The 26,448-nt window shown below is 39.6% G+C and carries 23 protein-coding genes, 1 pseudogene and 1 other annotated feature; of the genes and pseudogenes, 21 read left to right on the top strand and 3 right to left on the bottom strand.

The window, feature by feature from the left end; all coding sequences use genetic code 11:
- Positions 1 to 302 precede the first annotated feature (302 nt).
- The 3 genes from CBF29_RS04230 (at position 303) to CBF29_RS04220 (ending at position 2,503) form a co-directional block, all read left to right on the top strand.
- Positions 303 to 782 (top strand): RNA polymerase sigma factor, encoded by a 480-nt coding sequence (locus CBF29_RS04230; RefSeq protein ID WP_126807682.1) that lies wholly within the window; start codon positions 303 to 305, stop codon positions 780 to 782.
- Positions 782 to 1,774, top strand: a complete 993-nt coding sequence (locus CBF29_RS04225; RefSeq protein ID WP_170169989.1) for an anti sigma factor C-terminal domain-containing protein — start codon at positions 782 to 784, stop codon at positions 1,772 to 1,774. The genes CBF29_RS04230 and CBF29_RS04225 overlap by 1 nt, the downstream gene beginning before the upstream one ends.
- Positions 1,775 to 1,885: 111 nt before the next feature.
- On the top strand, positions 1,886 to 2,503 hold the full coding sequence (locus tag CBF29_RS04220) for a histidine phosphatase family protein (protein WP_126807678.1): 618 nt from the start codon (positions 1,886 to 1,888) through the stop codon (positions 2,501 to 2,503).
- Between the two features lie 78 nt (positions 2,504 to 2,581).
- On the opposite strand, the gene CBF29_RS04215 is transcribed toward CBF29_RS04220, so the two are convergent.
- On the bottom strand, positions 2,582 to 3,736 hold the full coding sequence (locus CBF29_RS04215; protein ID WP_126807676.1) for an ROK family protein: 1,155 nt from the start codon (positions 3,734 to 3,736) through the stop codon (positions 2,582 to 2,584).
- A gap of 124 nt (positions 3,737 to 3,860) precedes the next feature.
- Here CBF29_RS04215 and xylA point away from each other — a divergent pair, with 124 nt between their 5' ends.
- From xylA to CBF29_RS04180, 7 genes and pseudogenes are all read left to right on the top strand, one after another.
- Complete coding sequence (gene xylA, locus CBF29_RS04210; protein WP_126807674.1) at positions 3,861 to 5,168, top strand: xylose isomerase; 1,308 nt, start codon at positions 3,861 to 3,863, stop codon at positions 5,166 to 5,168.
- A gap of 32 nt (positions 5,169 to 5,200) precedes the next feature.
- Positions 5,201 to 6,484, top strand: coding sequence for an ABC transporter substrate-binding protein (locus CBF29_RS04205; protein ID WP_126807672.1), 1,284 nt, complete (start codon positions 5,201 to 5,203; stop codon positions 6,482 to 6,484).
- Positions 6,485 to 6,544: 60 nt separating this feature from the next.
- Complete coding sequence (locus tag CBF29_RS04200; RefSeq protein ID WP_126807670.1) at positions 6,545 to 7,411, top strand: carbohydrate ABC transporter permease; 867 nt, start codon at positions 6,545 to 6,547, stop codon at positions 7,409 to 7,411.
- The gene (locus CBF29_RS04195; RefSeq protein ID WP_126807668.1) at positions 7,411 to 8,235 is read left to right on the top strand and encodes a carbohydrate ABC transporter permease; all 825 of its coding nucleotides are present in this window, start codon (positions 7,411 to 7,413) and stop codon (positions 8,233 to 8,235) included. Before CBF29_RS04200 ends, CBF29_RS04195 begins: the two co-directional genes overlap by 1 nt.
- Positions 8,236 to 8,245: 10 nt before the next feature.
- A pseudogene (gene yicI / locus CBF29_RS04190) lies at positions 8,246 to 10,525 on the top strand (alpha-xylosidase).
- Between the two features lie 62 nt (positions 10,526 to 10,587).
- A complete protein-coding gene (gene xylB / locus CBF29_RS04185) occupies positions 10,588 to 12,087 on the top strand; it encodes a xylulokinase (RefSeq protein WP_126807666.1) in 1,500 nt (499 codons plus the stop codon).
- A gap of 12 nt (positions 12,088 to 12,099) precedes the next feature.
- Entirely contained in the window at positions 12,100 to 12,966 is an 867-nt protein-coding gene (locus CBF29_RS04180) for an ROK family protein (protein WP_126807664.1), read from the top strand.
- Positions 12,967 to 13,016: 50 nt separating this feature from the next.
- Here the strand turns inward: CBF29_RS04180 and CBF29_RS04175 are convergent, their stop codons facing one another.
- Together CBF29_RS04175 and CBF29_RS04170 are read right to left on the bottom strand one after the other, a co-directional pair.
- Entirely contained in the window at positions 13,017 to 14,453 is a 1,437-nt protein-coding gene (locus CBF29_RS04175) for a glycoside hydrolase family 1 protein (RefSeq protein ID WP_126807662.1), read from the bottom strand.
- A 15-nt stretch (positions 14,454 to 14,468) separates the two neighbouring features.
- Complete coding sequence (locus CBF29_RS04170) at positions 14,469 to 15,710, bottom strand: PTS sugar transporter subunit IIC (protein WP_245987256.1); 1,242 nt, start codon at positions 15,708 to 15,710, stop codon at positions 14,469 to 14,471.
- 132 nt (positions 15,711 to 15,842) lie between these two features.
- On the opposite strand from CBF29_RS04170, the gene CBF29_RS04165 reads away from it, so the two are divergent.
- The 11 genes from CBF29_RS04165 (at position 15,843) to CBF29_RS04115 (ending at position 26,347) form a co-directional block, all read left to right on the top strand.
- Entirely contained in the window at positions 15,843 to 16,700 is an 858-nt protein-coding gene (locus CBF29_RS04165; RefSeq protein ID WP_245987263.1) for an AraC family transcriptional regulator, read from the top strand.
- Positions 16,701 to 16,942: 242 nt separating this feature from the next.
- Positions 16,943 to 17,473 (top strand): dCTP deaminase/dUTPase family protein, encoded by a 531-nt coding sequence (locus CBF29_RS04160; protein WP_126807655.1) that lies wholly within the window; start codon positions 16,943 to 16,945, stop codon positions 17,471 to 17,473.
- Between the two features lie 101 nt (positions 17,474 to 17,574).
- Positions 17,575 to 18,945, top strand: coding sequence for a DNA repair protein RadA (gene radA, locus CBF29_RS04155; RefSeq protein ID WP_126807653.1), 1,371 nt, complete (start codon positions 17,575 to 17,577; stop codon positions 18,943 to 18,945).
- 16 nt (positions 18,946 to 18,961) lie between these two features.
- On the top strand, positions 18,962 to 20,065 hold the full coding sequence (locus CBF29_RS04150; protein ID WP_170169988.1) for a PIN/TRAM domain-containing protein: 1,104 nt from the start codon (positions 18,962 to 18,964) through the stop codon (positions 20,063 to 20,065).
- A gap of 64 nt (positions 20,066 to 20,129) precedes the next feature.
- Positions 20,130 to 21,596 carry a glutamate--tRNA ligase gene (gltX, locus tag CBF29_RS04145; protein ID WP_126807651.1) on the top strand — a complete coding sequence of 489 codons (1,467 nt, stop codon included), beginning with the start codon at positions 20,130 to 20,132 and terminating at the stop codon, positions 21,594 to 21,596.
- Positions 21,593 to 21,830: a binding site (T-box leader), on the top strand. Its footprint overlaps the gene before it by 4 nt.
- Before the next feature lie 70 nt (positions 21,831 to 21,900).
- Complete coding sequence (gene epsC, locus CBF29_RS04140; protein WP_126807648.1) at positions 21,901 to 22,446, top strand: serine O-acetyltransferase EpsC; 546 nt, start codon at positions 21,901 to 21,903, stop codon at positions 22,444 to 22,446.
- Positions 22,447 to 22,493: 47 nt separating this feature from the next.
- Complete coding sequence (gene cysS, locus CBF29_RS04135; RefSeq protein ID WP_126807646.1) at positions 22,494 to 23,900, top strand: cysteine--tRNA ligase; 1,407 nt, start codon at positions 22,494 to 22,496, stop codon at positions 23,898 to 23,900.
- The gene (locus CBF29_RS04130) at positions 23,897 to 24,355 is read left to right on the top strand and encodes a Mini-ribonuclease 3 (RefSeq protein ID WP_126807644.1); all 459 of its coding nucleotides are present in this window, start codon (positions 23,897 to 23,899) and stop codon (positions 24,353 to 24,355) included. Before cysS ends, CBF29_RS04130 begins: the two co-directional genes overlap by 4 nt.
- On the top strand, positions 24,352 to 25,176 hold the full coding sequence (rlmB, locus tag CBF29_RS04125; RefSeq protein WP_126807642.1) for a 23S rRNA (guanosine(2251)-2'-O)-methyltransferase RlmB: 825 nt from the start codon (positions 24,352 to 24,354) through the stop codon (positions 25,174 to 25,176). Before CBF29_RS04130 ends, rlmB begins: the two co-directional genes overlap by 4 nt.
- Before the next feature lie 17 nt (positions 25,177 to 25,193).
- Positions 25,194 to 25,715, top strand: a complete 522-nt coding sequence (locus CBF29_RS04120) for an NYN domain-containing protein (RefSeq protein WP_126807698.1) — start codon at positions 25,194 to 25,196, stop codon at positions 25,713 to 25,715.
- A 98-nt stretch (positions 25,716 to 25,813) separates the two neighbouring features.
- Positions 25,814 to 26,347 (top strand): hypothetical protein, encoded by a 534-nt coding sequence (locus CBF29_RS04115; protein ID WP_126807640.1) that lies wholly within the window; start codon positions 25,814 to 25,816, stop codon positions 26,345 to 26,347.
- Positions 26,348 to 26,448: the final 101 nt, after the last annotated feature.

Genomic DNA, 26,448 nt, shown 5'->3' with positions numbered 1-26,448 from the left:
AGAATCCAGCTTCCTTAAATTTTTATCAGATTTTATCCTACTAAGTTGAAAAATAATTTTTTCTTCCACTTTTCACCACAAGAAGTGGAAGAAAAACTTTTAAAGGTTGAAGTATGAAAAATTCAGGTTTAATAAGACTTGCAAGCTCTCAATCAAAAGACTACTTTCTTTGATTGGGAGCTTGTTTTTATTTTCTGATATTAGATGCTATTTTTTCGATTCCCACAGCTGTTCAAAAAAATGACGTTTACTGTATACTTTTCTCTTAGTTGGTTCGTTGTATTAAGTGAAGGGGGTTGACTATGAAAGATGAAGAGTGGTTGGATTCTTTCCTATTGGTGCTAGGAAAAGACGTGTCAGACTTTTTGATGAGAAAAGGCGCCTCTTATCATGAAGCCGAAGATGTGGTTCAAAACACATTTTATAAAACACTGCTGGCACTAGACTCTTTCAACCAAGATTCCCTTCGCCCTTGGTTTTTCCGTGTGGCACTGAATGAATTTATCGATCTTAAACGGCGAGAGAAATTTCGTGACCCCACACCGTTGGAAGAGGTTGATTTAACGGAAGCCGAGAATGGGTTGGAAAAGTTTTTTATGAGAGAATCTTTGCTGCACCGATTATCGAAAATCAAACCAGAGTATCAAGAAATTCTGCTTTTGAAATATTATTATGAGTTAAGCTATGAAGAAATCAGCCAGCTTTTGATGATCAAAAAAGATTCTGTCAAGCAAAAACTCGCCCGGGCCAGAAAGCAACTAAGAGAAAAGGAGAACCAATGATGGATAACCAAAAAAACCCTGATTTAACCAAAGCCTTACGTAAGGCCAAGCGTCGCCAATCAGTAAAAATGATTTTGATTTCTGTAGTGACCGTGCTCGTTTTACTTCCTGCAGGTTACGTCTTGTGTAATAAATTGTCTGAGAGGCATTCAAATGAACTAAATGATTTCCTTTTTGTGCGCAATGCCATTGCAGAACCTAATGTTTCAATCGATTCTCAAGTTTTAGTCAACAGTTCACCTATTGGCGGTTCTGTTGTTTCAAATCGTTCAAAAAATATCGCAGGTTATGTGGTCCCTTGGGATACATTGACCAATCACTATACGATGTTTCGTTCAAAGTTTGACTACAATGAAATGCATGGCGGCTGGCATATAACTAAGGAAAATCTTTATTTTTATAACCGTCAGACAAAACAGCTTTTGGCTCAATTTTATCACCCGAACATAAAAAACTATTACGATGGCTGGTCCGAAGAGGATGATATAGACCTCCCTCAAGATTTGCAAAAAATGTCTGGGGACACAGCTGAAGTCAGCGAAGTAGCTCTTTCTTTTGACCAGCCTTATCTTTGGTCGGAAGTAAAGAAACAATTTCCAGATGATGTGAATGTGGTTTGGCTATATCTTTTATCAGATGATACTTTGGATGAAAGTTCAGGTCCTCAAGGGACAGAAGTTTTAGGTTTCCAAGCGTATAATCGAGAAACCGAAGACCTGACCACTTCTTTTGAGGGCTTTCTAAAAAACTTAGAACACTATAATGGCGGGAAAAATCAACCAATGATTGGGGATTTTATCAAAAATTACGAAGGATTTCTCGAAAAAAACCACAAGAAAACATTTGACGAAGTGGAAATACTTGGTGTGATGATCACCGGGCAAAATAAACATCTGAAGAAATTGGAGAAGCTGCCTTTTGTCAGAACTTCTTCCATAGGAGTAACCGCAGAGATGTCCCCTTACATCATACCGGAAAAACAAGGAGAGTAATTACTCATTTACTTGAAGATTGTCTGGCAAAATCATTATGTCAGCAGTTGATATGACTTTTTGACCAAGCTCACGTATAATAAAGGTGAGAATAATCAAGGAGGATGTTTAATGACAACATTTTACTGTGTCAGACATGGAAAGACAGAATACAATCAGCGGAGATTTTTTCAAGGCGGGTTAGTGGATTCACCACTGTTGCCTGAAGGTCAAGAAGGTGCCAGGAAAGCGGGGAAATTTTTAAGAGAAATCCCATTTTCTGAAGTGTTAGTCAGCCCCCAAGGACGGGCGCAGGATACAGCTCGTCTGATTTTAGAGCAGCACACCCGATCATTGGATATTACTACGGTTGACGATTTGCGGGAAATGGAATTTGGTATTTGGGAAGGGAAACCTGAGAAGGAATTTTCTCATCTGGAACAATTTAAAAACTTAGTTCATTTTCCTCACAAATATGACCCAGCGGAGTATCAGGGAGAGTCCTTTTACCAATTGATTGAGCGGGCTAAAACTGTGTTCGAAAACTACGCGACCTCTCATCCCGATGATGATATCCTGATAGTTTCCCATGGTCTGACCTTACAAATCATGCTGAACACATTAACAGGAGTGCCTTTGTCGGATATTAGAAAAGGTAAACCTTTGAAAAATACCAGCGTGTCGACCATTCTTAGCAATGGCAGCGGATTTGTGTTAGACATATGGAACGACACGAGTTTTATTGATTGATAATTTGTAAAAAACTATTCTGAGCGGTTCACGTCCGCTTAGAATAGTTTTTTTATGTTGTCAGTGAAAATATGAAAATCAGTCAATAAACTTTAAATTCTGGATATTAAGGAAATTTTGTGCTGACTTGGTGACTGCTCCTAAAAGTGTTGCGCTGGATTGGAGGGGACTATTCATGACGATTACATCTCTTGTAAATCGGCTAACCAAATTTTTATTTAAGTAATCAATTAGTTCAGGGATTTTTTGATAGACAGAACTATTGATGACTACGATTTCCGGATCGTATAAAGAAGAAAGATTATTGATCCCGATGCTTAGATAATTTGCATTTTCCAGAAGAATTTCTTTGACCTGCTGATTGTTTTCATCATAGTATTCTTTGATTCGGTCCGAGTTGATATTATGGACATTTAATGTATCTTCAATCTGGTCATATAAGGCCCGGTGCGAGGCATACCGCTCTAAACACCCTTCATTACCACAGGGACACTGTTTTCCTCCCGGGAACAAAATACTATGGCCAATTTCTCCTGCTTTTCCGTGCTTCCCATTTCTCAAAAGCCCATTCTCAACAATTCCCGCACCGATTCCGCCATGGATGCTGATGCTAACTAGACTATTAAATTTGGAGGAAAAAGTGTATTCTCCAAGAGCAGCTAAATTCGCTTCATTTTCCAAAAAGATAGGAAAATCGAATGAGTTTGATAACTCATCAAAAAGCTTAATATGATCTAAAGGGTAATTAGGAGTATAGACGATTTCATTGTTGACAACAATCCCGTGGATGGCCACAGTCATCCCAACAACCCCGTGCCTAGTTTCAGGAGTGTATTCTGAGAGTTCGCTGATGATTTCTCGAATATGGGTAATAACTGTCTGTTCATTAATATCTATTTTTCGTTTTTTTATTGTTTCTATAAATGTTCCGTCAATAAAAGACAGGACCCCCTCAACGTAGTTGGTACCGATATCTAGTGCAAGGACCAATGAGGAGCGTCTGTTGAAAGTTAGCAAAACAGGTTTTCGGCCCCCTTGACTGCTTGCGTTGCCGATCCCGACCTCTTTGATTAATTCTTCTTCCATCAATTTTTTTGTGATTGCTGAGACAGATGCTTTATTTAAATTGGTGATAGTTGCTAAATTAGCTCTTGAAACAATATTTTCGTCAATGATTTTTTGCAGAATAATCGCTTCATTGCGTTCTCTAATAGTATATTTACTTGTAATCATATCATCACTCCTTGAAAAAATTATACTGTAAGCGGTTGACAAAAACAAACCCTCGTAGTATTCTTTATCTGTAAGTAAGTTTATCTTACTAACCAACTAAAATCAAGAGGATGGAGGAGTCAAAGTGAGTTATTTTCCAAATGTAGATAAAATCAAGTATGAAGGTACAGAAACTAAAAATCCGTTTGCGTTTCGCCATTTTAATCCTGAAGAGGTTATTTTAGGAAAAACAATGGGAGAACACTTGCCATTTGCTGTTGCTTACTGGCACACAATGACACAAGATGGGACAGATCCATTCGGTGACCCTGTGAATATTCGTACTTGGGAAACAGCTGATCCGATGGAAACAGCTAAAAATCGTGTGGATGCTTTTTTTGAAATTCTTGAAAAATTAGGTGTGGGGTATTTTTGTTTTCATGATGTTGATATCGCACCTACTGGGGATTCTTTAGAAGAATTTTTTGCCAATTTAGATGAAATTACCGACTTGATTAAAGAAAAGATGGATGCTACAGGAATAAAATTGTTGTGGAACACAGCGAATATGTTTTCTCATCCTCGATTTAATAATGGGGCTGCTTCAACCAACAATGCGGAAGTTTACGCTTATGCTGCTGCGCAAGTGAAAAAAGGTTTAGACTTGAGTAAAAAACTTGATGGCAAGAACTATGTGTTCTGGGGCGGACGGGAAGGTTATGAATCTCTTCTGAACACGGACATGAAGTTCGAGGAAGAAAATATTGCCCGTTTGTTTAAAATGGCTATCGCTTACGGGGAAAAAATTGGGCATAAACCGCAGTTTCTGCTTGAACCAAAACCAAAAGAGCCGTCAAAACATCAATATGACTTTGATGCTGCGACCACATTAGCTTTTATTCAAAAATACGATTTAGTGGGAGAATTCAAGCTGAATTTGGAAGCCAACCATGCCACTTTAGCAGGCCATACGTTTGAACATGAGCTTCATGTGGCCCGGATCAATGATGCGTTGGGGTCCATAGATGCCAACCAAGGGGACATGTTGCTTGGCTGGGACACCGATGAATTTCCTACCAATATTTATGATGCCACATTGGCGATGTATGAACTCTTGGAAAATGGCGGAATTGCTCCAGGTGGCATCAACTTTGACTCTAAAGTCCGTCGTTCATCTTTTGAAATGGATGATTTATTGTTGGCTCATATTGCCGGAATGGATACGTTTGCCCGCGGCTTGAAAGCAGCTGCGAAACTGAAAGAAGATCGCTTCTTCGATGACTTGAAAGATAAACGGTACGGGAGTTTCAAGGAAGGCATCGGTGCCAAGATATTGGCTGATTCTGAGGACTTGGAAAGTTTGACTGCTTACGCTTTGGAGCATGATGATCCAAAACTGGAGTCTAGTCATTTGGAATATGTGAAGTCTTTGTTGAATGATTATTTAGTTTAACTATTTTAAATAAAAGAAATGAGGTTATGGAAATGAAAAAAAAGTTGCTGATTTCTTCATTAGTTTTAATGGGTGCGGTTGGTCTGACAGCGTGTTCTAATTCAGATTCAAAAAAAGAGTCTTCAGAAAAAGCAACGGTTGAAGTCTTTAATATCAAAACAGAAACAGCTGAGCAGATGGACAACCTTGTTGAAAAGTTTGAGGAGTCCCATCCAGATATTGATATCAATATGACGACTGTTGGAGGGGGGACGGACGCAACAGCAGCCTTACAGGCGAAGTTTTCTTCAGGGGATGAACCAGCAGTATTTATGTTGGCAGGGCTATCACATGCAAAAGCATGGAGTCACACTTTATATGATTTGTCAGATACAAACTTAACCAAAAAAGCGATTGATGGAACTTTAGAAGGGGCAACTTATGATGGGAAAGTTGTGGGACTACCAATGAATATTGAGGGTTATGGTTGGTTAGTTAATAAGGAAATCTTTGAAGCAGCAGGTGTTCCAATTGAAAAAATCACATCATTTGCTGATTTTAAGTCTGCAGTAGAAACGCTGGATTCTAAAAAAGACGAATTAGGCTTAAAAGGAGTGTTTGGATTTAGCGGTGGCGAAACATGGGTGACAGGTCAGTTTAGTGCCAATTTTTTAGCACCTGAATTCAACAATAGTATTCTTGAGACATATTCTGCCGAGGAGTTAAAATTTGAATATGCAGATCAAATGAAAGAAAATATAGACTTAGCGATTAAATATAATGCCAAACCTTTGGAATCCATGGACTACTCTACTTCTGTGGAAGAAATGTTTGCTGGAGATAAAGTAGCAGTCATTCATCAAGGAAACTGGATTGTTCCGACGTTAAACAGTTTAGATGATACTTTTGCCAAAGAAAAATTAGGCATTGTACCAATGTATGTTGAATCTGAAACAGAAGGTAAAATAGTAGCTGGTCCTGCTTGGTACTGGTGTGTCAACAGTAATAAAAGTGAAAAAGAAATTGAAGCATCAATCGAATTTATTAATTGGATGTATACAGATGAAGAAGCTATGACATCTATTGTAGATGATTTTGATTTCATTCCTGCCTATACTAATTTTTCAAGTGATGATATCAAGGATCCGTTATCTAAAGAAATTTATCGATATTTGAGTGATGGAAAGGCTGTTCCTTGGGTTCATAGTTCATATCCTGATGGCTATGGTCAAAATATTATCGGTGTGGAAATTCAATCCTATGCGGCTGAAAATTCTACATGGGAAGAATTAAGTAAGAAGCTGATTGATACTTGGAATACTGAACGATCCAAGTAGAAAGAAAATGTAGATGGGAGGTTCACTCCCATCTACATTTTGAAAGAGAGGAGATTAAGTGTGTTAACTAATAAATCGAAATCCTTTTGGTTATTGCTGCTTCCTGCTTTGCTGGCCCTGATGGCTGTTTTATTTATTCCTTTATTTATAGGTGGCTACTATTCGCTTACAGATTGGAATGGAAATACTGTCGGTGTATTCTTAGGGTTTGAAAATTATATCAAAGTATTTAAAGATGAGACATTTATTAACAGCTTAATTTTTACAGCGAAGTTTTCAGTCGTTAGTATCATCTTGATAAATGTTGTCGCTCTAAGTTTGGCGGTTTTAGTTACTCAAAAACTTGGTAAGTGGAGTACTCTTTTCCGAACAGTATTTTTTATGCCAAACCTTATTGGAGGGATTATTCTAGGATTCATTTGGCAATTTATTTTTAATAAAGTTTTTACGAGTATTGCTGATATCACAGGGATTGCAGGTTTTAATGACTGGTTAAATACACCCCAAACAGGTTTTTGGGGGCTAGTAATTTTGTTTGTGTGGCAAATGTGCGGATATATTATGCTAATTTATATATCTTATTTAAATAGTATACCTGGAGAAATCATTGAAGCAGCAGAAATAGATGGAGCTTCAGCAATTCAAAAGTTTTTTAGAGTGAAATTGCCAATGATTATGCCCGCCTTTACAGTGACACTTTTCTTGACGCTTTCGAGTGCTTTTAAGATGTATGATCAGAATTTAGCATTAACTGCTGGAGGGCCATATAACTCAACTCAGATGACGGCCATGAATATTTATAATGAAGCCTTTTCTATGAGGAATATGGGGTATGCACAGGCAAAGGCTATGATTTTCTTGTTGATTATTGTGATAATTTCAATAATCCAGATTTCCGTTACAAGAAGAAAAGAGAGTGATGCATAATGAAAGATAAAAGGAAACTGAAGAAGACAGGTACGGTTTTAATTGGAATTTTTTTTTCCTGCGTGTGGATATATCCATTTTACTTGATCGTGATAAATTCTTTCAAAACTAAATCTCAAATTTTTCAGGATACTTTGGGATTGCCTGAAGGCCTAGAATTCAGTAATTATACGACTGCGCTGGACAAGTTGGATTTTAAAAACACCGCTTTGAATTCTATATTGATTACCATTTTTTCATTATTCTTTGTTGTGATTGTTTCTTCAATGGCAGCATACGGTTTATCGAGAAACAAAAGTAAACTTAGTTCAGGATTGTATTTTTTTATCGCTATTGGCTTGCTAGTTCCATTTCAAGGTATTATGATTCCGTTGGTATCAATTTTTGGAAAAGTGAACATGTTGAATCGGGCTGGGCTTGTTGTTATGTATATTGGATTAGCAACTAGTATGGCAACTTTTATGTATTATGGGGCCTTACGGGGGATTCCAAGATCATTAGATGAAGCAGCTGTAATTGATGGTGCATCCACATTTAAGATATATTGGACCATTATTTTACCGTTGCTGAAACCAACGACTGTGACAATCATTGTTTTAGATTCACTATGGTTCTGGAATGATTATTTGTTACCTTCACTGAGCGTTAATAAAGAGGGCATGTACACTATTCCATTAAAGATGTTTTATTTCTTCGGAGAGTTTAATAAACAATGGCACTTAGCTCTTGCTGCTCTAGTTGTTGTGATTGTTCCTATTATTATATTATTTGTTGCCTTGCAAAAACATGTTGTAAAAGGTATTTCAGACGGCGCTATAAAATAAGGAGGATTTTATGAAATTTACAGATGGATATTGGATGGTAAAAGCTGGGTTTGTAGTTCAATCACCTAAGGAAGTCTACACTTTTGATAAGAGAGAAGATTCTTTGGTGCTATACGCGCCTTATAGAAAAGTTGTATCTAGAGGAAGCACTCTTAATATAGGCATGAGTACAATCACGCTAAGCAGCCCCGGAGAAAACATGATTTCTGTTCGTATTGTGCATCATCAAGGGAAAAATCGAGGACCAGATTTTCAGTTGAATCAGCAAGATACTGAAGTTATTGTGACCCATGAGAATGAAGAAGTATCTCTACAATCGGGCGACTTAAAAGTTTCGGCTAAATTAAACGAAAAATTCCAACTGGAATTTTTCGGGAAAAATCGAGTGCTGACATCCTCAAAATTTGGTGCTCAAGGTGAAATCACTCTGGAAGATGGTACGCATTATATGCGTGAACAGTTGACCCTCGGAGTGGATGAATTGATTTATGGGCTGGGTGAAAGGTTTACACCGTTTATTAAGAACGGTCAAACTGTAGATATTTGGAATAAAGACGGTGGCACAGGAAGTGAACAAGCCTATAAAAATATTCCTTTTTATCTAAGCAGTAATGGCTATGGCGTATTTGTCAATCACCCAGGGGAAGTGTCTTATGAAATTGCCTCTGAAAATGTGTCTCGGGCACAATTTAGTGTGGAGGGAGAGGAGCTGGAATACATCATCATCTATGGCGACACACCAAAAGATGTGTTAGAAAATTATACCAGTCTAACAGGGAAACCTTCACTGCCTCCAGCGTGGTCCTTTGGTTTGTGGCTATCAACATCTTTTACCACTGATTATAGTGAGGAAACAGTCATGAAATTTATTGATGGCATGATTGAGCGAAATATTCCACTAGAAGTTTTCCATTTTGACTGTTTTTGGATGAAGGAATTTGAGTAGACTAACTTCACGTGGAATGAAGACTTGTTCCCGGATCCTGTAGGAATGATTAAAAGGATTCATGATAAAGGTATCAAGGTGAGTTTATGGATCAACCCATATATTGGGCAAAAATCTCCTCTATATCAGGAATGCGAGGAGAAAGGTTATTTCTTGAAAAGAGAAGATGGTTCTGTTTGGCAGTGGGATATGTGGCAGGCTGGACAAGGCATTGTCGATTTTACTAATCCAGAAGCTGTTGAATGGTATCGCGGTCATTTGTCTCGTCTTTTGGATATGGGAGTAGATGCCTTCAAGACAGATTTTGGTGAACGAATTCCAACTGATGTCATTTATTTCGATGGTTCCGATCCAAAGAGAGCTCATAACTACTATAGTTATCTATTTAACAAAGTGGTATTTGAATTACTGGAAGAAAAAAGAGGGAAAAATGAAGCTGTCTTATTTGCCCGTTCAGGAACTGTTGGCTCGCAAAAATTCCCAGTACATTGGGGAGGAGACAATCTTTCGGAATATGTGTCAATGGCAGAAACTATTCGAGGCGGTCTTTCATTTCTTCTTTCCGGATTTGGATATTGGAGTCATGACATAGGTGGATTTGAAGATAATGCTTCGCCAGATATCTATAAACGTTGGACACAGTTTGGTCTGTTATCGACCCACAGCCGTTATCATGGAAGTATTGAATATAGAGTTCCTTGGAATTACGATGAAGAAGCTGTAAGTGTGACACGGGAATTCACAAAATTAAAAGTAAAATTGATGCCATATCTTTATCAGCAAGCTGTTTATACTGCTAAAACAGGAGTGCCAATGATGAGACCATTGTTTTTAGAATACACTTCGGATAAAAACAGTTATTTTGTGGATAAGCAGTATTTCTTGGGAGATAATGTCATGGTTACCCCGGTGCTTTCTGAAACAGGTGATGTTTCATATTATTTACCTGAAGGAAAGTGGACGCAATTACTAAATGGCGACTTTAAAGAAGTAAAAGAAAGTGGCGTTTGGATAGAGGAAACTCACGATTATTTGAGTCTTCCTGTGTGGGTAAAAGAAAACAGCATTTTAGTTATGAGCGAAAAAGAGCATAGCAGCGTATTATACGATTACAACAAGGATGTAGAAATACATTGTTATCAGCTGGAAAACGGAAAACACGAACAGGAATTAGTGGATTGTCTAGGAAATGTTGTAGGAAAAGTTGTCGTAATAAAAGAAGATAATAATTATACGGTCAATTTGGAAGGCTTAGAAGGAGAAAATACTCTTGTCATCCATACTGGGACGGAAGTTGTTAAGGAATTTGTTTCAGGAGACAAAATTCAATTAACAGTAAACTAAATATATACATGAGCTGAAACAAATACGTTTCAGCTTTTCATTTAGAAGAGAGGATGGAAATCATGAGTTACGTGCTAGGGGTCGATTTAGGAACAAGTTCTCTTAAAGGACTGGTTGTAAATAAAAATGGTGAAGTGCTTTTTCAATCATCAAGTGATTACAAGTTGTATCATCCACAAAAAGGGCACAGCGAGCAGAAACCAAGGGATTGGATAATGGCCTTAGAGAATGTGTTAAAAGATCTAATTGTAAAATGTCCAGATTTAAAGGAAAATTTGGAAGGTCTTAGCATTTCAGGTCAGATGCATAGTCTAGTTTTGTTGGACCAGAAAGGGGACGTCCTGAGAGATGCCATCTTATGGAATGATGTCAGAACGACTAAACAATGTCAGGAAATTTCTGAAAGATTAGGGGATTCCCTGCTTAGCAAAACTAAAAATATTGCCTTAGAAGGTTTTACACTGCCCAAAATTTTATGGGTGATGGAACATGAACCTGAAATTTGGGGAAAGGTAGGAACTGTTCTTTTGCCGAAAGATTATCTATCTTATTATCTCACAGGAAAACGATGCACGGAGTATTCTGATGCTGCGGGAACATTGATGTTGAATGTGACAGAAAAAGAGTGGGACTCGGATATTTTATCAGAATTTAACATTTCTTCAAACCAGTTACCAGAGTTGATTGATTCGTTTGGAGAAGTCGGGACAATTCAGCAATCGTTATTAGCAAAATTTGGCTTTAAAAACTCGGTAAAAGTTTTTGCAGGAGGGGCAGACAATGCGTGTGCTTCTTTTGGTGCAGGGATTATTTCAGAAGATAGAGCTATGTGCAGCATTGGTACGTCAGGCGTTTTCCTTTCATATGAAGGAGTGGAAGAAAAAGATTACCACGGTAAGCTTCACTTCTTTAATCATGTCATGCCAAAGAGTTACTATTCTATGGGAGTAACTTTGGCAGCGGGTCAAAGTTTATCATGGTTCAAAGAGATATTTGGAGGAGAACGAACCTTTGAAGAAATACTTGACGAGGCTGCCCAAAGTGTTCCGGGAGCGAATGGTTTACTTTTTGTACCATTTATTATGGGTGAACGAACACCTTATATTGACGGAAAAATAAGAGGCAGCTTTGTGGGAATCGATGCGTCTCATAAGTTTTCAGATTTTGCCAGAGCAGTTATTGAAGGTATCACCTTCTCTCTGAAAGAAAGTCAGAAGTTAATGATGGAGAATACTGCTAAAATATTTAAAGAGATAGTTTCTGTTGGCGGCGGTGCTAAAAGTGATCTGTGGATGCAGATTCAGGCAGATGTTTTTGAAACAAACGTCCGTTCACTAAAGGTTGAACAAGGTCCCGGGCTAGGTGCAGCAATGATTGCAGCGATGGGGTTGGAGTGGTTTAATAATGTTGAGACGTGTGTGGCAACCTTTGTCACTTATGATCAGGAATTTTATCCTGACAACGATAATGTTTCTGAGTATAAAAAATATTACGATATCTATAAAATGATTTATTCAAGTACAAGGGATATTTCGTATAAGTTGGCGGATGTATCCAAGTGAGGAGGCAAACCTTTGATATTAGCTTTTGATATTGGCGGAAGTGCAATCAAATATGGTCTTTGGAATGATACTGACCTTGTAGCTAAAGGCAATTTGGTTTTGCCAGACAGCTGGGAGGAAATGAAACAAAGGTTGGTTGAGGTTTATCAAACGAACCAAAAAAACGGAAAAATTGAAGGGGTTGCATTCAGTGCGCCGGGGCTTGTGAACGAAAATCTAGGACAAATTCAAGGCGTCAGCGCTGTGCCTTACATTCATAATTTCCCCATCATTGACGAACTTTCCAGTATATTTGGTGTTCCGGTCACAATGGAAAACGATGCTAATTGTGCAGCCCTAGCTGAAGCATGGTTGGGTGCAGCTAAAGACAGTGCTTCTGCCCTGTTTGTTGTGGTTGGAAGTGGTGTTGGAGGCTCGATTATATTCAATGGACAATTATATAAAGGAAGCAATCTTTTTGGCGGCGAATTTGGTTATATGAAGTTTAGCGACAACACTACTTGGAGTGAAGTTGGCAGTTGGGTAAAGACTGTCGCAAAGTACAATAATGTTACAGAGAAAAAAGTGACGGGTAAAGAAATGATAGAGCTTGTAAAATCTCACGACTTATTAGCTGTAGAGTTATTTGAGAGGTTTACCAGGAATACGGCAGTTGGGATTTATAATCTATTAGTGGCTTTTGATCCAGGTTTAATCGTAATTGGGGGAGGCATCTCTGCTGACGAATATTGGATGGAACAGCTTAAGTTGCAGTTAAAAAAGATTATGCTGGAAAATCAAGTCACTCATATGACCTATGACATTAAACCATGCGTGTATAGAAACGACGCAAATTTAGTGGGCGCGGTGTATCATCACATAAATACAATATCAAGATAACCAAATAACTTAAGAGTGTCGTTTCTTTATATACGACACTCTTAAGTTTATTAAAGTTTTTCACCGTTACTTTTAATAACATCCTGATACCAGTAGTAGCTGTCTTTCTTATAACGTTTTAAAGTTCCATTCTGTGTTTCATCTTGATCCACGTAAACAAAACCATAACGTTTTTGATAACCATTTAACCAGCTAAGTAAGTCAGTGTATGACCACGTGCAGTAACCCAAAACTGTGACACCATCACTGATTGCTTCATTGATGGCCTGAATATGCTGTCTCAGATAATCAATTCGATAATCATCATGAATTGTTCCCTTATCTGTTAAGGTGTCATACTCACCTAAGCCGTTTTCAGTAATCAGTATGGGCATTCTGTAGCGACTGGCAATTCTGCGCATGCCTATCCGAAGACCGGTAGGGTCAATTTCCCAGTCCCAGTTAGTTCTTTCCACAAAGGGATTTTCTTTTCGTTTGTAAATGCCCGGTCGGCCGGACTCTTCAGAAGTTCCTTTTTCTCCCGTCGTGTTCTGCTTTCCAAGTGAAACACCATCTAAGGGATTGAAGGCCATAGTATTTGTTTGATAATAGTTCATACCCATAAAATCAGGTTTGCCAGATTTGAGTAATTGAGTATCTTCAGGTAAAGTTTCAGGAGCTAAACCGTTGTCTTTTAGATATTTCCAAGCGACTAACGGATACTCACCGTTGACATAGACATCCATCCAAAAGTTTGCTTCCAATTCTTCCGCATCTTCAGCTGCAAGTACGTTGTTAGGGTCGCAATTAAAAGAATAATTAGGACCATAGGCAAAGCTTGGACCAATTTTTCCAGGCATTTGTAACTCATGAAACAACTTAATAACAGAAGCGTTTGCGAGATTGGCGTGATGGTTAGCCTGATACATCCGTTTCATATCTTGGACTGCCGGTGGATGTGTTCCCAACAAATAACCATGCTGTATAAAAATATTTTGTTCGTTTAAACTAACCCAGTAGTGAACTTTTCCACGAAAAGTTTCAAAGAGGACTTCCGCATAACGAGTGAAATCTTCAATAATTTTCCTTGATTCCCAGCCGCCATATTCTTCTTGTAGTGCTTTAGGGAGATCCCAGTGATAAATTGTCAGTACCGGCTCAATCCCGCTGCGTATTAATTCATCTACAAGATCAATATAGAACTGTAGCCCGGATTGATTAACTTTGCCCTTTCCCTCTGAAAAAATACGGGTCCAAGCTACTGAAAAACGATAGGCTTTTAATCCTTGCTCTTTCATTAAAGCAATGTCTTCTTTGTAACGGTGATAATGGTCTACTGCGACATCTCCTGTTGTTTCTTTAAATGTTTTTCCTGGAATTCTAACGAAGTCATCCCAAACAGATACACCTTTACCATCTTCCTGCCAAGCACCCTCTACCTGATAGGCTGCGGAAGCAGACCCCCAAAGAAAATCTTTCGGGAAGTTGTCTAGTTGTCTATGTTCCATGTTTTTCCTCCTAGTTTAAATTTTTTCAATCGCTGCTTCATTTTTTAAAGCTTGGTTGTCTACTTTTTTGAAAAATGGATAATATAAAATAATAGCAAGAATTACTTCGATCCCTTGCCATAATGCTGCTCGCCAATCGCCGCCAGTAATAAGGAATCCAGCAATGATTGGAGGAGTTGTCCAAGGAGCAGCAGCGACAACATGACCAATGATACCAAAGTTGATTAAGAAATAGGTAATTCCTTGCAAAATTAAAGGAATGCCGATGAAAGGAATGGCTAGAATAGGATTTAATACGACTGGAACACCGAACATAATCGGTTCACTGATTCCGAACACAGAAGGGAAAAATGAGATTTTTCCAAGTGTTTTGTATTGTTTACTCTTTGCGAATAACATACAAACGGCTAGGCCGATAATGGCGCCTGTTCCGCCAAGGTTCATTCCAAACAAAAGAAAACCGTCTGCTGCAATGTGTTGAGGGGCGTCCCCATTAGTGACAGCTTCAATATTGCTGGCCAAAAAGGTCAAGAATATCGGTGAAGTGACACTACCCACAACGTTATTTCCATGAATTCCAAGGGTCCATAAAGCGCACATTAAAAAGCTGACAAATAAAATTCCGCCGAATGAATCAACGCTTGTTACTAAAGGAGCAAAAATACTAGTAATAACATCATTGATATTTATATTTAAAACAATTCTAATCAGCCAAAAAAACAAAATTGTTAAAGCCCCGGGGATAAGTGCAGAAAAAGAGCGCATGACAGCTGGCGGCACACTTTCAGGTAATTTTATTGTCCAGTTTTTCTTGTAAAAGAAAGCCAATAGTTCACCAGAGAAAAGTGCGACAATGATAGCAGTAAACATTCCACCAGAACCAAAGTTTGAAACATCTACCTCAAACTGATTATTGAGCATGACCAGAATAAAGGCAACTGCGGAGATCACCATACCGCTGACCACATCAATTTTATTTAGCCGAGCCATTTGGTAACTTATCCCGAGTAAAACAATCAGAGAAAGCATCCCAAATGTAACGCTTACGATGGGGTCGAAAATAAAACTGACAGGTGAAATGAAATCGTTCCACCAAGTAAAGGGAAGGTTATTGACTATTAAAAAAATACTACCTAATATAGTAAAAGGAACAGTAATGACCATTCCGTCTCTAAGTGCGACAAGATACTTGTTTTCACTTATTTTTGTCACTTTGTTGAGTAAACCGTTTGATAACCAATCTGAAAAATTATGCAAAATTTCTACCTCCTGTATGTTTTAAATAGCAGCTATTCTTACTTAATCATAAGCTGTAATTATTAAAACCAATACAAGAATTTTGATTAAAAAGAATAAGAATATTGATATGAGGTGTTTTGATTGGAAAAAATGTACCTAAAAGAAGTAGCTTTTCACGGAGAAGAATTTTTTCATTTTTCAATATATAAGTTGAAGATCTTGGATAATAGGCAACTGATTATCAACAGCCACTGGCATGAAGAGATGGAATTCTTGTACGTGGAAAAGGGCAATGTGACAATCTATATTAATGATAGTCAATTTGTGGTAGGAGATCAAACACTTATTTATTTACCCTCACAGGTCATTCATTCTGTTCGCAATCATAAAGACGGAGATAAAAGTATTTATTCCTTAGTTTTTTCAGCAGATTTGATAGGGCAGAAAGAGTTGAAAGAATCTATTTTTAATCATTCTTTGATGTCGACTGCCGAAATAATAAATTTGGATAATGACATAGGAAAAAAGATACAAAATATCCTGTACCAAACCATTGAGGCGTATTCAACCCATCATTCTGAATCGGAATTTTTGATTCGAGGGAACTTGTTTCATATTTTCCATTATATGTTTCAATCAGCGGATAAATTTTTTTCGCAATCAGTTTTTAAGGAACAAGTTTTGGATTATAAGAAAGAATTTATAGTTAAATATATTCGAGAGAACTATCAAGATGACATAAGGTTAAAGGATATTTCCCAAAAACTTAACATTTCAGCTGAGCATTTCAGTCGGATTTTCAAAAATTATTTTGGCTGTAATTTTAGTAAATATCTTATGAAATATCGAATCAGCAAAGCAACATTGTTTTTGAAGACAACTAAATTAGCAATTATTGATATCGCAGTATCCTGTGGTTTTAAATCAAGCAGTTATTTTTCAGCATGTTTTAAAAAAGAAATGGGCATATCTCCACAAAAATATCGGAAAAAATATACGTATTTATAAATTAAATACTTCCTACATAATTAAAAACGTTGCTATCAATCACAAAAACAGCGTTATAAGATTGCCTTTTTAACTTGCTTCTTTTGTGATTACATTAAAGGGTGTCATGGTAAATTTACAAGTGCACGAGTAGAGTAGTTTAAAAACCACTCACAAGTTTCATTGCTTACCTATACAATCTATCCCCAGATAATGGTATACTAGTGTATTGTTAAGATCGATGGGATGGGAAGAGGAAAAAAATGAAAACTAGAGGATTTGAAGTTATTACAAACTATGACGGCAAAGTAAATCTGCCAGTAAGAGCCACATTTGGCGCAGCAGGTTATGATTTTGAAGCTGCTGAAGACGTTGTGGTTCCAAGTATTTGGAAGCAAGGGATTGCGTCAACTTTGAAAGCTGTTTTGAAGAAAGAAACTTTATCAGTGAATGAAAAATTGCAAAAAGAAGTGAAACCCACCTTAGTGCCTACGGGTATTAAAGCTTATATGGGACCGGATGAATATTTGCAGCTGACCAACCGTTCAAGCAATCCGTTAAAAAATTATTTGTGGCTGGCCAATGGTGTAGGGGTTATTGACAGTGATTACTACAATAATCCGGACAATGAAGGGCATATTATGTTCCAGTTTTTGAATTTTGGTCTAGTGGATAAAAAGATCCAAAAGGGAGATCGTATTGGTCAAGGGATTTTCCTACCATTTTTAAAAGCAGATCAAGACAAAGCAACAGCAGAGAGAGTTGGCGGGTTTGGTTCTTCCGGGAAAAACTAAAGAACTTAATCCTTTTTTAAAAAAGTTATCCACTTAAATTCATTTAAAATACCGGTTTTTATGTTAAAATGAACTGAATGGTCACGATTGAAGGAGAAGCTATGGCAAAAAAAGCAAAAACACATTTTGAATGTCAAGCGTGCGGCTACATCTCGCCGAAGTATCTAGGAAGATGCCCTAATTGCGGCAAGTGGAATGAGATGGTAGAGGTGAAGACTCAGGAAACTGAGGATCATCGCAGTCGTGTCAGTTTAAGCGGGAAACAAGCTCAACCGAAAAAATTAAGTGAAGTAACAACTAGCAAAGAGCCTCGTGTAAAAACCCGGATGGGTGAATTGAATCGGGTGTTAGGCGGCGGTGTAGTTCCAGGTTCTCTTGTATTGATCGGGGGAGATCCGGGTATCGGCAAGTCCACCTTGCTACTGCAAGTATCACAGCAGCTAAATTTAACCAAAGGGCAAGTGCTGTACGTTTCGGGAGAAGAAAGTGCAGAACAAATAAAAATGCGCGCAGAGCGTTTAGGCAGTGCAGGCAATGATTTTTTTGTCTATGCAGAAACAGATATGTCTTTGATTCGGAAAACGATTGAAGAATTGCGTCCTGATTATGTGATTATTGATTCGATTCAAACCATGATTCAGCCGGAAATTACCAGTGCTTCTGGGAGTGTGAGTCAAGTCCGGGAAACTACCGCTGAATTGATGCAAATTGCAAAAACTAATCACATCGCCATCTTTATCGTCGGGCATGTGACCAAAGAAGGTGCTCTGGCAGGCCCAAGAATGCTGGAACACATGGTGGATACGGTGCTTTATTTTGAGGGGGACCGCCACCACACATTTAGAATTTTACGAGCAGTAAAAAATCGTTTTGGCTCTACCAATGAAATTGGTATTTTCGAAATGAAAGAAAGCGGATTGGCAGAAGTTCTTAACCCTTCGGAGGTTTTTCTGGAAGAACGCCTAGAAGGTGCGACAGGTTCAGCCATCGTTGTTTCGATGGAAGGCAGCCGTCCGATTTTAGCGGAGGTGCAAGCTCTAGTCACACCTACGTTATTCGGAAATGCTCGGCGGACAGCCACAGGATTGGATTATAACCGAGTGGCACTCATCATGGCAGTATTGGAAAAACGGGCCGGATTGCTGCTGCAAAATCAGGATGCTTATCTGAAAGCAGCAGGCGGTGTCAAATTGGATGAACCAGCCATTGACTTGGCCATCGCTGTTAGTATTGCTTCCAGTTATAAGGATAAGGGAACTCAGGCTTCGGAGTGCTTCATAGGCGAGATCGGTTTGACAGGTGAAATTCGCCGTGTCAACCGTATTGAACAACGGGTGAAAGAAGCTGAAAAATTGGGATTTAAAAAAGTGTACATCCCCAAAAACAACCTTCACGGATGGCAGCCGCCCAAAAATATTGAAGTAGTCGGAATATCAACAATCAGTGAAGCGTTGAATCGCGTGTTTAATTAAAGAGAGGAGGCAGACTATGAAAAAAATTTATACCATTGTTATGGCTTTAATAGGTGCCAGTATCGGCATTGCAGTTTTGCCGGAACTCTGGGTACTCATAGACTTGACTAATAATCAAATCATCAACAACTATATTGTCAATGGCGTCATCGGCGGGTCAATCTTTTTGATTATTGCCATGCTGTCCAGCAATAGATTTGTCAGCAGCTTAAAAAAAATAGAGGATGCCGTCAGTAAAAAAAGTTCCCAGTACTTGCTATTTGGAGCGATTGGGGCAATTGTCGGCTTACTGCTCGGGGTATTGAGTTCGGTTCCGTTTTACAATATAGAAATTCCTGTTATTCGTGATGTTGTACCTGCCATTATTCTTTTATGTTTGGGATTTCTAGGATTTAGAATAGGAACAACAAAAATGGACGATTGGCGTAAGTTGTTTATGCCAAAAAACCGGCGCAATGCTGAAGATGTGCTGGAGAGAAAAGCAGACGAGGTCTTTCGTCAATATAAAATTTTAGATACAAGTGTGATCATCGACGGCAGAATTTATGATATTGCTAAAACCGGCTTTATTGAAGGAACGCTTTTGATTCCTAATTTTGTTCTCTATGAACTGCAGTATATCGCTGATTCCGGTGATAGCGTCAAGCGTGTCAGAGGACGTCGGGGTTTGGATATTTTGAATGCTTTGCAGAAAGAAGAAAGTGTCCAAGTCGAAATGTATGACGGCGACTTTGAAGAGATCACTGAAGTAGACAGCAAGCTGATTCGTTTGGCTAAGCTATTAGATGGCGTTTTAGTGACAAATGATTATAATTTAAATAAGGTCTCTGAATTTCAAAATGTCCCTGTTTTAAATATCAATGCGCTAGCCAATGCCGTAAAACCGGTAGTGATACCGGGGGAAACTATGCGGGTAATGGTCGTGAAAGACGGTACTGAACGTCAGCAGGGTGTGGCTTACTTGGATGACGGCACCATGATCGTTGTAGAAGACGGACAGCATTATATGAATAAAGAGATTGATGTGATTGTGACTAGTGCGCTGCAAACAGCGGCAGGCAGAATGATTTTTGCTAAACCGGCCCATGCACGGCACGGTCTTAACGAAAAGAATAAATAATGGGAGACTGTCACCCCCATTATGAAGATAGATAACGCAACATTTAAGGAAGGGAATAAATCGTATGAAAAAAAAGGTTCGTGTACGCTATGCCCCAAGCCCAACAGGACATCTACATATAGGCAATGCTCGTACAGCATTATTTAATTATTTATTTGCAAAAAATCTAGACGGAGACTTCATCATTCGGATAGAAGATACGGATATGAAGCGTAATATCGAGGGGGGCGAAGCAAGCCAGCTCGACAACTTGAAATGGTTGAACATTGACTGGGAGGAGTCGCCGGACAAGCCGGGGGCATTCGGTCCTTATCGTCAGTCAGAACGCAGCGACATTTATTTACCGCTGATCGATCAGCTGTTAGCCAGCAATTTGGCCTATAAGTGTTATTGTACAGAAGAAGAATTGGAAGAGCAGAAAGAAGCTCAACAAAGACGAGGCGAGATGCCAAGATACGGTGGGACTTGTGCCCATTTGACGCCGGAAGAGCAAGCGCAAAAAGAGGCTGAAGGAAGAGATTTTGTTGTGCGTTTCCGTGTCCCTAGAGGAGAGGAAATCTCTTTTGACGATTTAGTCAAAGGAAAGATTACTTTCGAATCCGACAGTGTAGGCGGGGACTTTGTCATCTTAAAACGTGACAAGATGCCTACGTATAATTTTGCAGTCGCCGTCGATGATCATTTGATGCAGATTTCCCATGTCTTACGGGGAGATGACCATATCGCCAACACACCAAAACAAATCATGGTGTACAATGCTTTTGGCTGGGAGCCGCCTATTTTTGGGCACATGACTCTGATTGTTAATAGCGATACTGGAAAAAAACTCAGCAAACGTGATGGCGGTATTTTGCAATTTATCGAGCAATACCGTGACTTGGGGTATTTACCGGAAGCGATGTTTAATTTTATTGCTTTGCTAGGCTGGTCTCCGGGTGGAGAAGAAGAAATTTTCTCTAAAGAGGAACTTATTGAGCGATTCGATGCTAAGCGCCTAAGCAAATCTCCGGCAGCTTTTGATGGTAAAAAATTGGAATGGATCAATAATCAATATATCAAAGACTTGGATTTAGATAAGTTGACAGCCATGTGTGTGCCGTTTTTTGTCAGCGCTGGTCGTTTGCCGGAGGAACTGACAGAAGAGCAACAAGCATGGGTGAAAAAACTTGTAGAGTTGTATCAGCCCCAAATGAGTTATGCAGGGGAAATCGTAGCATTGACGGAGATGTTCTTCGAAGACTATCCAGTCTTGGATGAAGGGGCTCAAACGGTGTTAGCTGGTGAAACGGTGCCGGTAGTCTTAGATGCCTTCAAAGAAGAAATCAGTCAATTGACGGCGTTTGATGTTCCGTCAATCAAGCAAGCGATTAAAAATGTTCAAAAGACAACAGGCGCCAAAGGTAAAAACTTATTTATGCCGATTCGGGTGGCTGTTTCTGGACAGACTCACGGTCCTGAGCTGGGAGACACTATTCTCCTTCTAGGGAAAGAAAAAACGATTGATCATTTGAATAAAGTGATAAATAAATAAACACGCAGACAAGAAGAAGTAAATTGTTTTGTTCAGTACAGAGAGTCTATGGCTGGTGAAAATAGACCGAGCAGATAATTGAAATGCCTCTTGTAGTGGAAATAGCGAAATTGACGAGTTTCAAAGAGTAGCTGTTTACGTAAAGAGCAGTCCACGTTAACGGACAGACAAGGTAGAGTCAGCTAGACTGATTGCTGCAAAAAAAAGTGGAACCACGTGCTAAACGTCTTTTGTATGAGTTATTGCTCATGCAAAGGACGTTTTTTTAGTTAACGAAATATGACATGAATGTGAGGGCAGAACGTTGAATCGACTAAAAGAAGATATTTTAACGGTAAAAAAACATGATCCGGCAGCAAGATATGCGCTGGAAATAATCTTGACTTACCCCGGCTTGCACGCATTATGGCTGCATCGCCTGACACATTTTCTGCATCGCCATAAATTAAAATTAATCGGGAGGATGATAGCAACTTTCAGTCGATTCTTGACGGGGATAGAAATCCACCCGGGGGCACAAATCGGTCGGCGGGTATTTATCGACCATGGCATGGGTCTTGTCATCGGTGAAACAGCGAAAGTCGGCAATGATGTGGTTTTGTTTCACGGGGTGACGCTCGGGGGGACAGGAAAAGATAGAGGGAAAAGGCATCCCACTTTACTGGATGGGGCCTATATCGCCGCTCATGCCCAAATTTTAGGACCGATTACTATTGGCAAAAATTCTAAAATAGGCGCCTCGTCAGTGGTGCTGAAATCTATTCCTGATAATGCCACAGCAGTCGGCCTGCCTGCAAAGGTAGTCAGGTTGAATGGGAAAAGGGTAGAGGAAGAGAACATGGTAAAGTAGGATAGAGGAAAAATAAGGAACATGGGAGAAAATACAGGAGGAATAAAATGATTCAAATTTATAATACATTGACCCGGGAAAAAGAAACGTTTGTGCCTATTGAAGAAGGCAAGGTGAGAATGTATGTCTGCGGGCCTACTGTTTATAACTATATTCATATTGGGAATGCTCGCAGTACGATTGCTTTCGACACCATCCGGAAATATTTTGAGTATCGGGGGTACAAAGTCAACTACGTTTCAAACTTTACAGATGTGGACGACAAAATCATCCGTTCCGCTAAAGACGAGGGGACCACTCCTCAAGCACTAGCGCAAAAATATATCAAAGCCTTCAAAGAGGATACAGGAGCATTGAACGTCAAGACAGCATGCTCACACCCGCAAGTGGTTGATCACATCGATGGGATTATCCAGTTCATTGAGGAACTGATTGCTAAGGGATATGCTTATGAGTCCGATGGAGATGTTTATTACCGGACGCGAAAGTTTAAAGGTTACGGCAAACTAAGTCATCAGTCTGTCGACGAGCTGGAAATTGGGGCTAGTCAGCGCACTGGGCAGGAACAAGATAAAAAAGAAGACCCCATCGATTTTGCCTTGTGGAAAACGGCGAAAGAAGGTGAAATCTCGTGGGAATCTCCTTGGGGGAAAGGTCGTCCAGGGTGGCATATCGAATGTTCTGTCATGGCTAATCAGCATCTGGGAGAAACCATCGACATTCACGGCGGGGGGGAAGATTTGCAGTTTCCCCACCATGAAAATGAAATCGCCCAATCAGAGGCACGTTCCGGCAAACCTTTTGCCAACTACTGGATGCACAACGGCTTTGTGACCGTGGGAAGTGACGACGAGAAAATGAGCAAGTCTCTCGGAAATTTTGTGACTGCTCACGAACTTTTGGGAAAAGTCGACCCGATGACACTGCGTTTTGCTTTAGCAACGACACAGTATCGCCGTCCAATTCCTTTTAATGAAGAGACACTGGGGGATGCAGAAAATAATTTGCAGCGAATCCAGACAGCTTACCATAATGCTCAGTTTCGCTTGAAACAAGCTGAGAGCATGGTTGATACTGAGGCAGAATCAGAGTTGGCAAAGCTGGAAGAAGAGTTTGTTACAGCGATGGACGATGACTTCAATGCTGCTAACGGAATCACTGTCGTATACGAACTAGTCAAATGGCTTAATCATTATATCGAACAGGCGGAAATTTCTCAGGAAGTCCTGCAACAAGCTGTCGAGAAATTAGAAAAGTGGCTTTATATTTTTGGGGTAACGTTAAAAACTCAGGAGTTGTTAGATGAGGATGTTGAACAGTTGATTGAGGAACGTAAGACGGCCAGAGCCAACAAAGATTTTTCCCGCAGTGATGAGATTCGTGACTTGCTGAAAGCTCAGGGGATTTTGCTGGAAGATACGGCACAAGGTGTCAGATGGAGACGAACTAAATGAGGGATAAACAAGATTACGGATTATTGAATGGTTTAGCTTTAGCTTATATTGGAGATGCGGTCTATGAATTATTTGTCCGTGAGTCTCTCATTCGCCAAGGAAACACACGGCCAAATATGCTTCATCAAAAAGCCACAAAGTATGTATCAGCAAATGCTCAAGCGGATTTGATGTATGAGATGCTTGAAAGAGACGTGCTGACGGAGAGAGAAAAAGAGATTTATCGTCGTGGACGTAATGCTAAAAGCCATACAACGGCAAAAAATGCAGACGTGAAGACCTACCGTATCTCCACAGGATTTGAGGCCGTGATGGGTTATCTCCATTTAGAGGGAGAGACTGAAAGGCTTCAGGAACTGATGACTTGGTGTGTGCAGGCAAGAGACGGCGGACATGATTTTGATTTAAAGAGTCAAGATCATGCTTCTGTCAATGATAAGGAGGAAGGGACATGACGAAACGCCAAAATGGGCAGACTCATCGTCGAAAATTGAACAGTTCTAGAAAAGAAAAAACAGGCAAGTTGGAACAGGAAACATCAGCTGTTGAGTCCGGTCAAGATTTTGCGATTGGTTTTTACGGTGTCAGCGAAGCGCTGCAGGCAAAGCGGGGCAATAAACTTTTTGTTCAAGAAGATATCAAAGGACGCCGGATAGACGAGGTCAAACAACTGGCACAAGAATTTTCGGTGCCGGTCCAGTTTGTTCCTAAGAGTAAACTGGATCACATGACGGATCGGGGCAATCATCAGGGAGTAGTGCTAGGGGTGACGCCTTTTAGTTATCTAAGTGTGGAAGAATTACTGAACGCTACTACTTCGGAAACACCTTTCTTTTTGATTTTGGACGGTATCGAAGACCCCCATAATTTTGGTTCCATTTTGCGGACTGCTGATGCTGTGGGAGTGGACGGTGTCATCATTCCAAAACATCGGGCAGTAGGTATTACGTCGATTGTCTCAAAGACTTCTACGGGAGCAGTTGAGCATATTCCTGTGGCTCGGGCGACTAACTTATCTCAGGCGATTCGACAGTTGAAGGAAAGAAATTTTTGGATTTTCGGCACAGATATGACCGGCACAGATTATCGAAACTGGAATGTTTCTGGCGCCGTTGCGTTGATTATCGGGAATGAAGGCAAAGGCATCTCCCCGGGACTAAAAAAAGAAATAGACGAAATGCTGACCATCCCCATGACGGGGCACGTTCAAAGTTTAAATGCCAGTGTGGCGGCGGGCATCATGATGTACGAAGTATTTCGAAAACGTCAGGAATGAAGGCCATGAGCGGCATGCTGAAACGTCAGATTTTAATGGTCGACGGCTATAATATGATCGGTGCCTGGCCGGAATTAGTCCGTCTGAAAAATCAGGATAAGCTGGCAGACGCTCGAGACAGATTGCTGTTTGAGTTGTCCAACTATGCTAAATTTCGCGGAATAAAAATCATTGTGGTTTTTGACGCCCAATTTGTCCCCGGTATCCAGCAAGAATATGAGCAATATCAGTTGACAGTCGTTTTTACAAAGACGGATGAAACTGCGGATACTTATATTGAGCGGGAAGCAGGAGGATTAATCGACTTGCGGACGCAGGTAACGGTTGCCACCAGCGATTTAGCAGAGCAATGGCTGATTTTCTCCAAGGGGGCTTTGCGTAAATCGGCTTATGAACTATACAAAGATGTAGAGGAAACCAAAGACAGTATTAAAAAAGAAGTGATTGCCAATCGCTATGCCCAATATTCTCGCAACATTCCTTGGAGTATCGAAGAAATGAAGCATTTAGAAGATTTGAGAGACAACCTTTCAAAATGATTATCTGCCGAGATGAAAACTAAAGGGGACGTAAGGTTTAGAGTTGTCGAAAGCAGAAGAAATAGATAAGGCCTCAAAAAATATAGGAGGAACTTGTAATGAAGACACAAACATTCAGAGAATTTTCAAAGAAGCGGATTTTACCAGCAATTATTGAGATAGACGGGCAAAAATTTCCAAATGTGTCGGTGAAATTGCCGCCCTACTGTTATTTGACATTCAACGAGAGGGATATCAGCGTAAACAATATCGTTCCTCTAACTAGCCAAAAAGGAAAAGAGGTTCTAGAGCATCTTCCTTATGCAGAAATTGAAAAAGTAGAAATCAATCCCGTTCAAAAACTGACAGTTGTCATTATAGCACCGGGCACAAGAATCAATTTGGATTTAAAGTTATTGTTAACTGACGGCACTCAATTTCATTTTGAATGTGAAGACATGACGATGTTGCCAAAACTTGCTTCTATCTTTTCCAGCCATTATGTCCCTGTGACTGATTCTTTTGGCTTGGTAGAGATTTTTAAAACGTCAGCTTCTAATCGGGCCGCCTATGATTACTTAGAGGAAAATGCAGAAGTGATTGCTGCACAAAAAAATCTGAAAATTTTGCGGGTCACGCAAATGGAAGAATAAAGAGGTTTTGGAAAGAGTCTGGAGGTTGTTGTCTCTAAACCTGTAATTGATTAGGGATTTTAGCGCCATCCTGTGTGGTATGTTGTTTATACGACACAGGA

This window comes from Vagococcus elongatus (assembly GCF_003987645.1).
GTDB classification, from domain to species: Bacteria; Bacillota; Bacilli; order Lactobacillales; family Vagococcaceae; genus Vagococcus_A; species Vagococcus_A elongatus.
Note: the sequence above shows the minus strand (reverse complement) of the source record. Positions and strands in the feature narration are given on the sequence as shown.

What these genes read in the sequence shown, in the direction of transcription:
- radA (WP_126807653.1), top strand. Translation starts at nt 17,575, where the DNA reads ATGGCAAAAAAAGCAAAAACACATTTTGAATGTCAAGCGTGCGGCTAC.
- xylB (WP_126807666.1), top strand. Translation starts at nt 10,588, where the DNA reads ATGAGTTACGTGCTAGGGGTCGATTTAGGAACAAGTTCTCTTAAAGGA.
- CBF29_RS04225 (WP_170169989.1), top strand. Translation starts at nt 782, where the DNA reads ATGGATAACCAAAAAAACCCTGATTTAACCAAAGCCTTACGTAAGGCC.
- CBF29_RS04160 (WP_126807655.1), top strand. Translation starts at nt 16,943, where the DNA reads ATGAAAACTAGAGGATTTGAAGTTATTACAAACTATGACGGCAAAGTA.
- CBF29_RS04150 (WP_170169988.1), top strand. Translation starts at nt 18,962, where the DNA reads ATGAAAAAAATTTATACCATTGTTATGGCTTTAATAGGTGCCAGTATC.
- CBF29_RS04130 (WP_126807644.1), top strand. Translation starts at nt 23,897, where the DNA reads ATGAGGGATAAACAAGATTACGGATTATTGAATGGTTTAGCTTTAGCT.
- rlmB (WP_126807642.1), top strand. Translation starts at nt 24,352, where the DNA reads ATGACGAAACGCCAAAATGGGCAGACTCATCGTCGAAAATTGAACAGT.
- CBF29_RS04195 (WP_126807668.1), top strand. Translation starts at nt 7,411, where the DNA reads ATGAAAGATAAAAGGAAACTGAAGAAGACAGGTACGGTTTTAATTGGA.
- CBF29_RS04230 (WP_126807682.1), top strand. Translation starts at nt 303, where the DNA reads ATGAAAGATGAAGAGTGGTTGGATTCTTTCCTATTGGTGCTAGGAAAA.
- cysS (WP_126807646.1), top strand. Translation starts at nt 22,494, where the DNA reads ATGATTCAAATTTATAATACATTGACCCGGGAAAAAGAAACGTTTGTG.
- CBF29_RS04220 (WP_126807678.1), top strand. Translation starts at nt 1,886, where the DNA reads ATGACAACATTTTACTGTGTCAGACATGGAAAGACAGAATACAATCAG.
- CBF29_RS04115 (WP_126807640.1), top strand. Translation starts at nt 25,814, where the DNA reads ATGAAGACACAAACATTCAGAGAATTTTCAAAGAAGCGGATTTTACCA.
- CBF29_RS04175 (WP_126807662.1), bottom strand. Translation starts at nt 14,453, where the DNA reads ATGGAACATAGACAACTAGACAACTTCCCGAAAGATTTTCTTTGGGGG.
- CBF29_RS04205 (WP_126807672.1), top strand. Translation starts at nt 5,201, where the DNA reads ATGAAAAAAAAGTTGCTGATTTCTTCATTAGTTTTAATGGGTGCGGTT.
- CBF29_RS04215 (WP_126807676.1), bottom strand. Translation starts at nt 3,736, where the DNA reads ATGATTACAAGTAAATATACTATTAGAGAACGCAATGAAGCGATTATT.
- gltX (WP_126807651.1), top strand. Translation starts at nt 20,130, where the DNA reads ATGAAAAAAAAGGTTCGTGTACGCTATGCCCCAAGCCCAACAGGACAT.
- CBF29_RS04165 (WP_245987263.1), top strand. Translation starts at nt 15,843, where the DNA reads ATGTACCTAAAAGAAGTAGCTTTTCACGGAGAAGAATTTTTTCATTTT.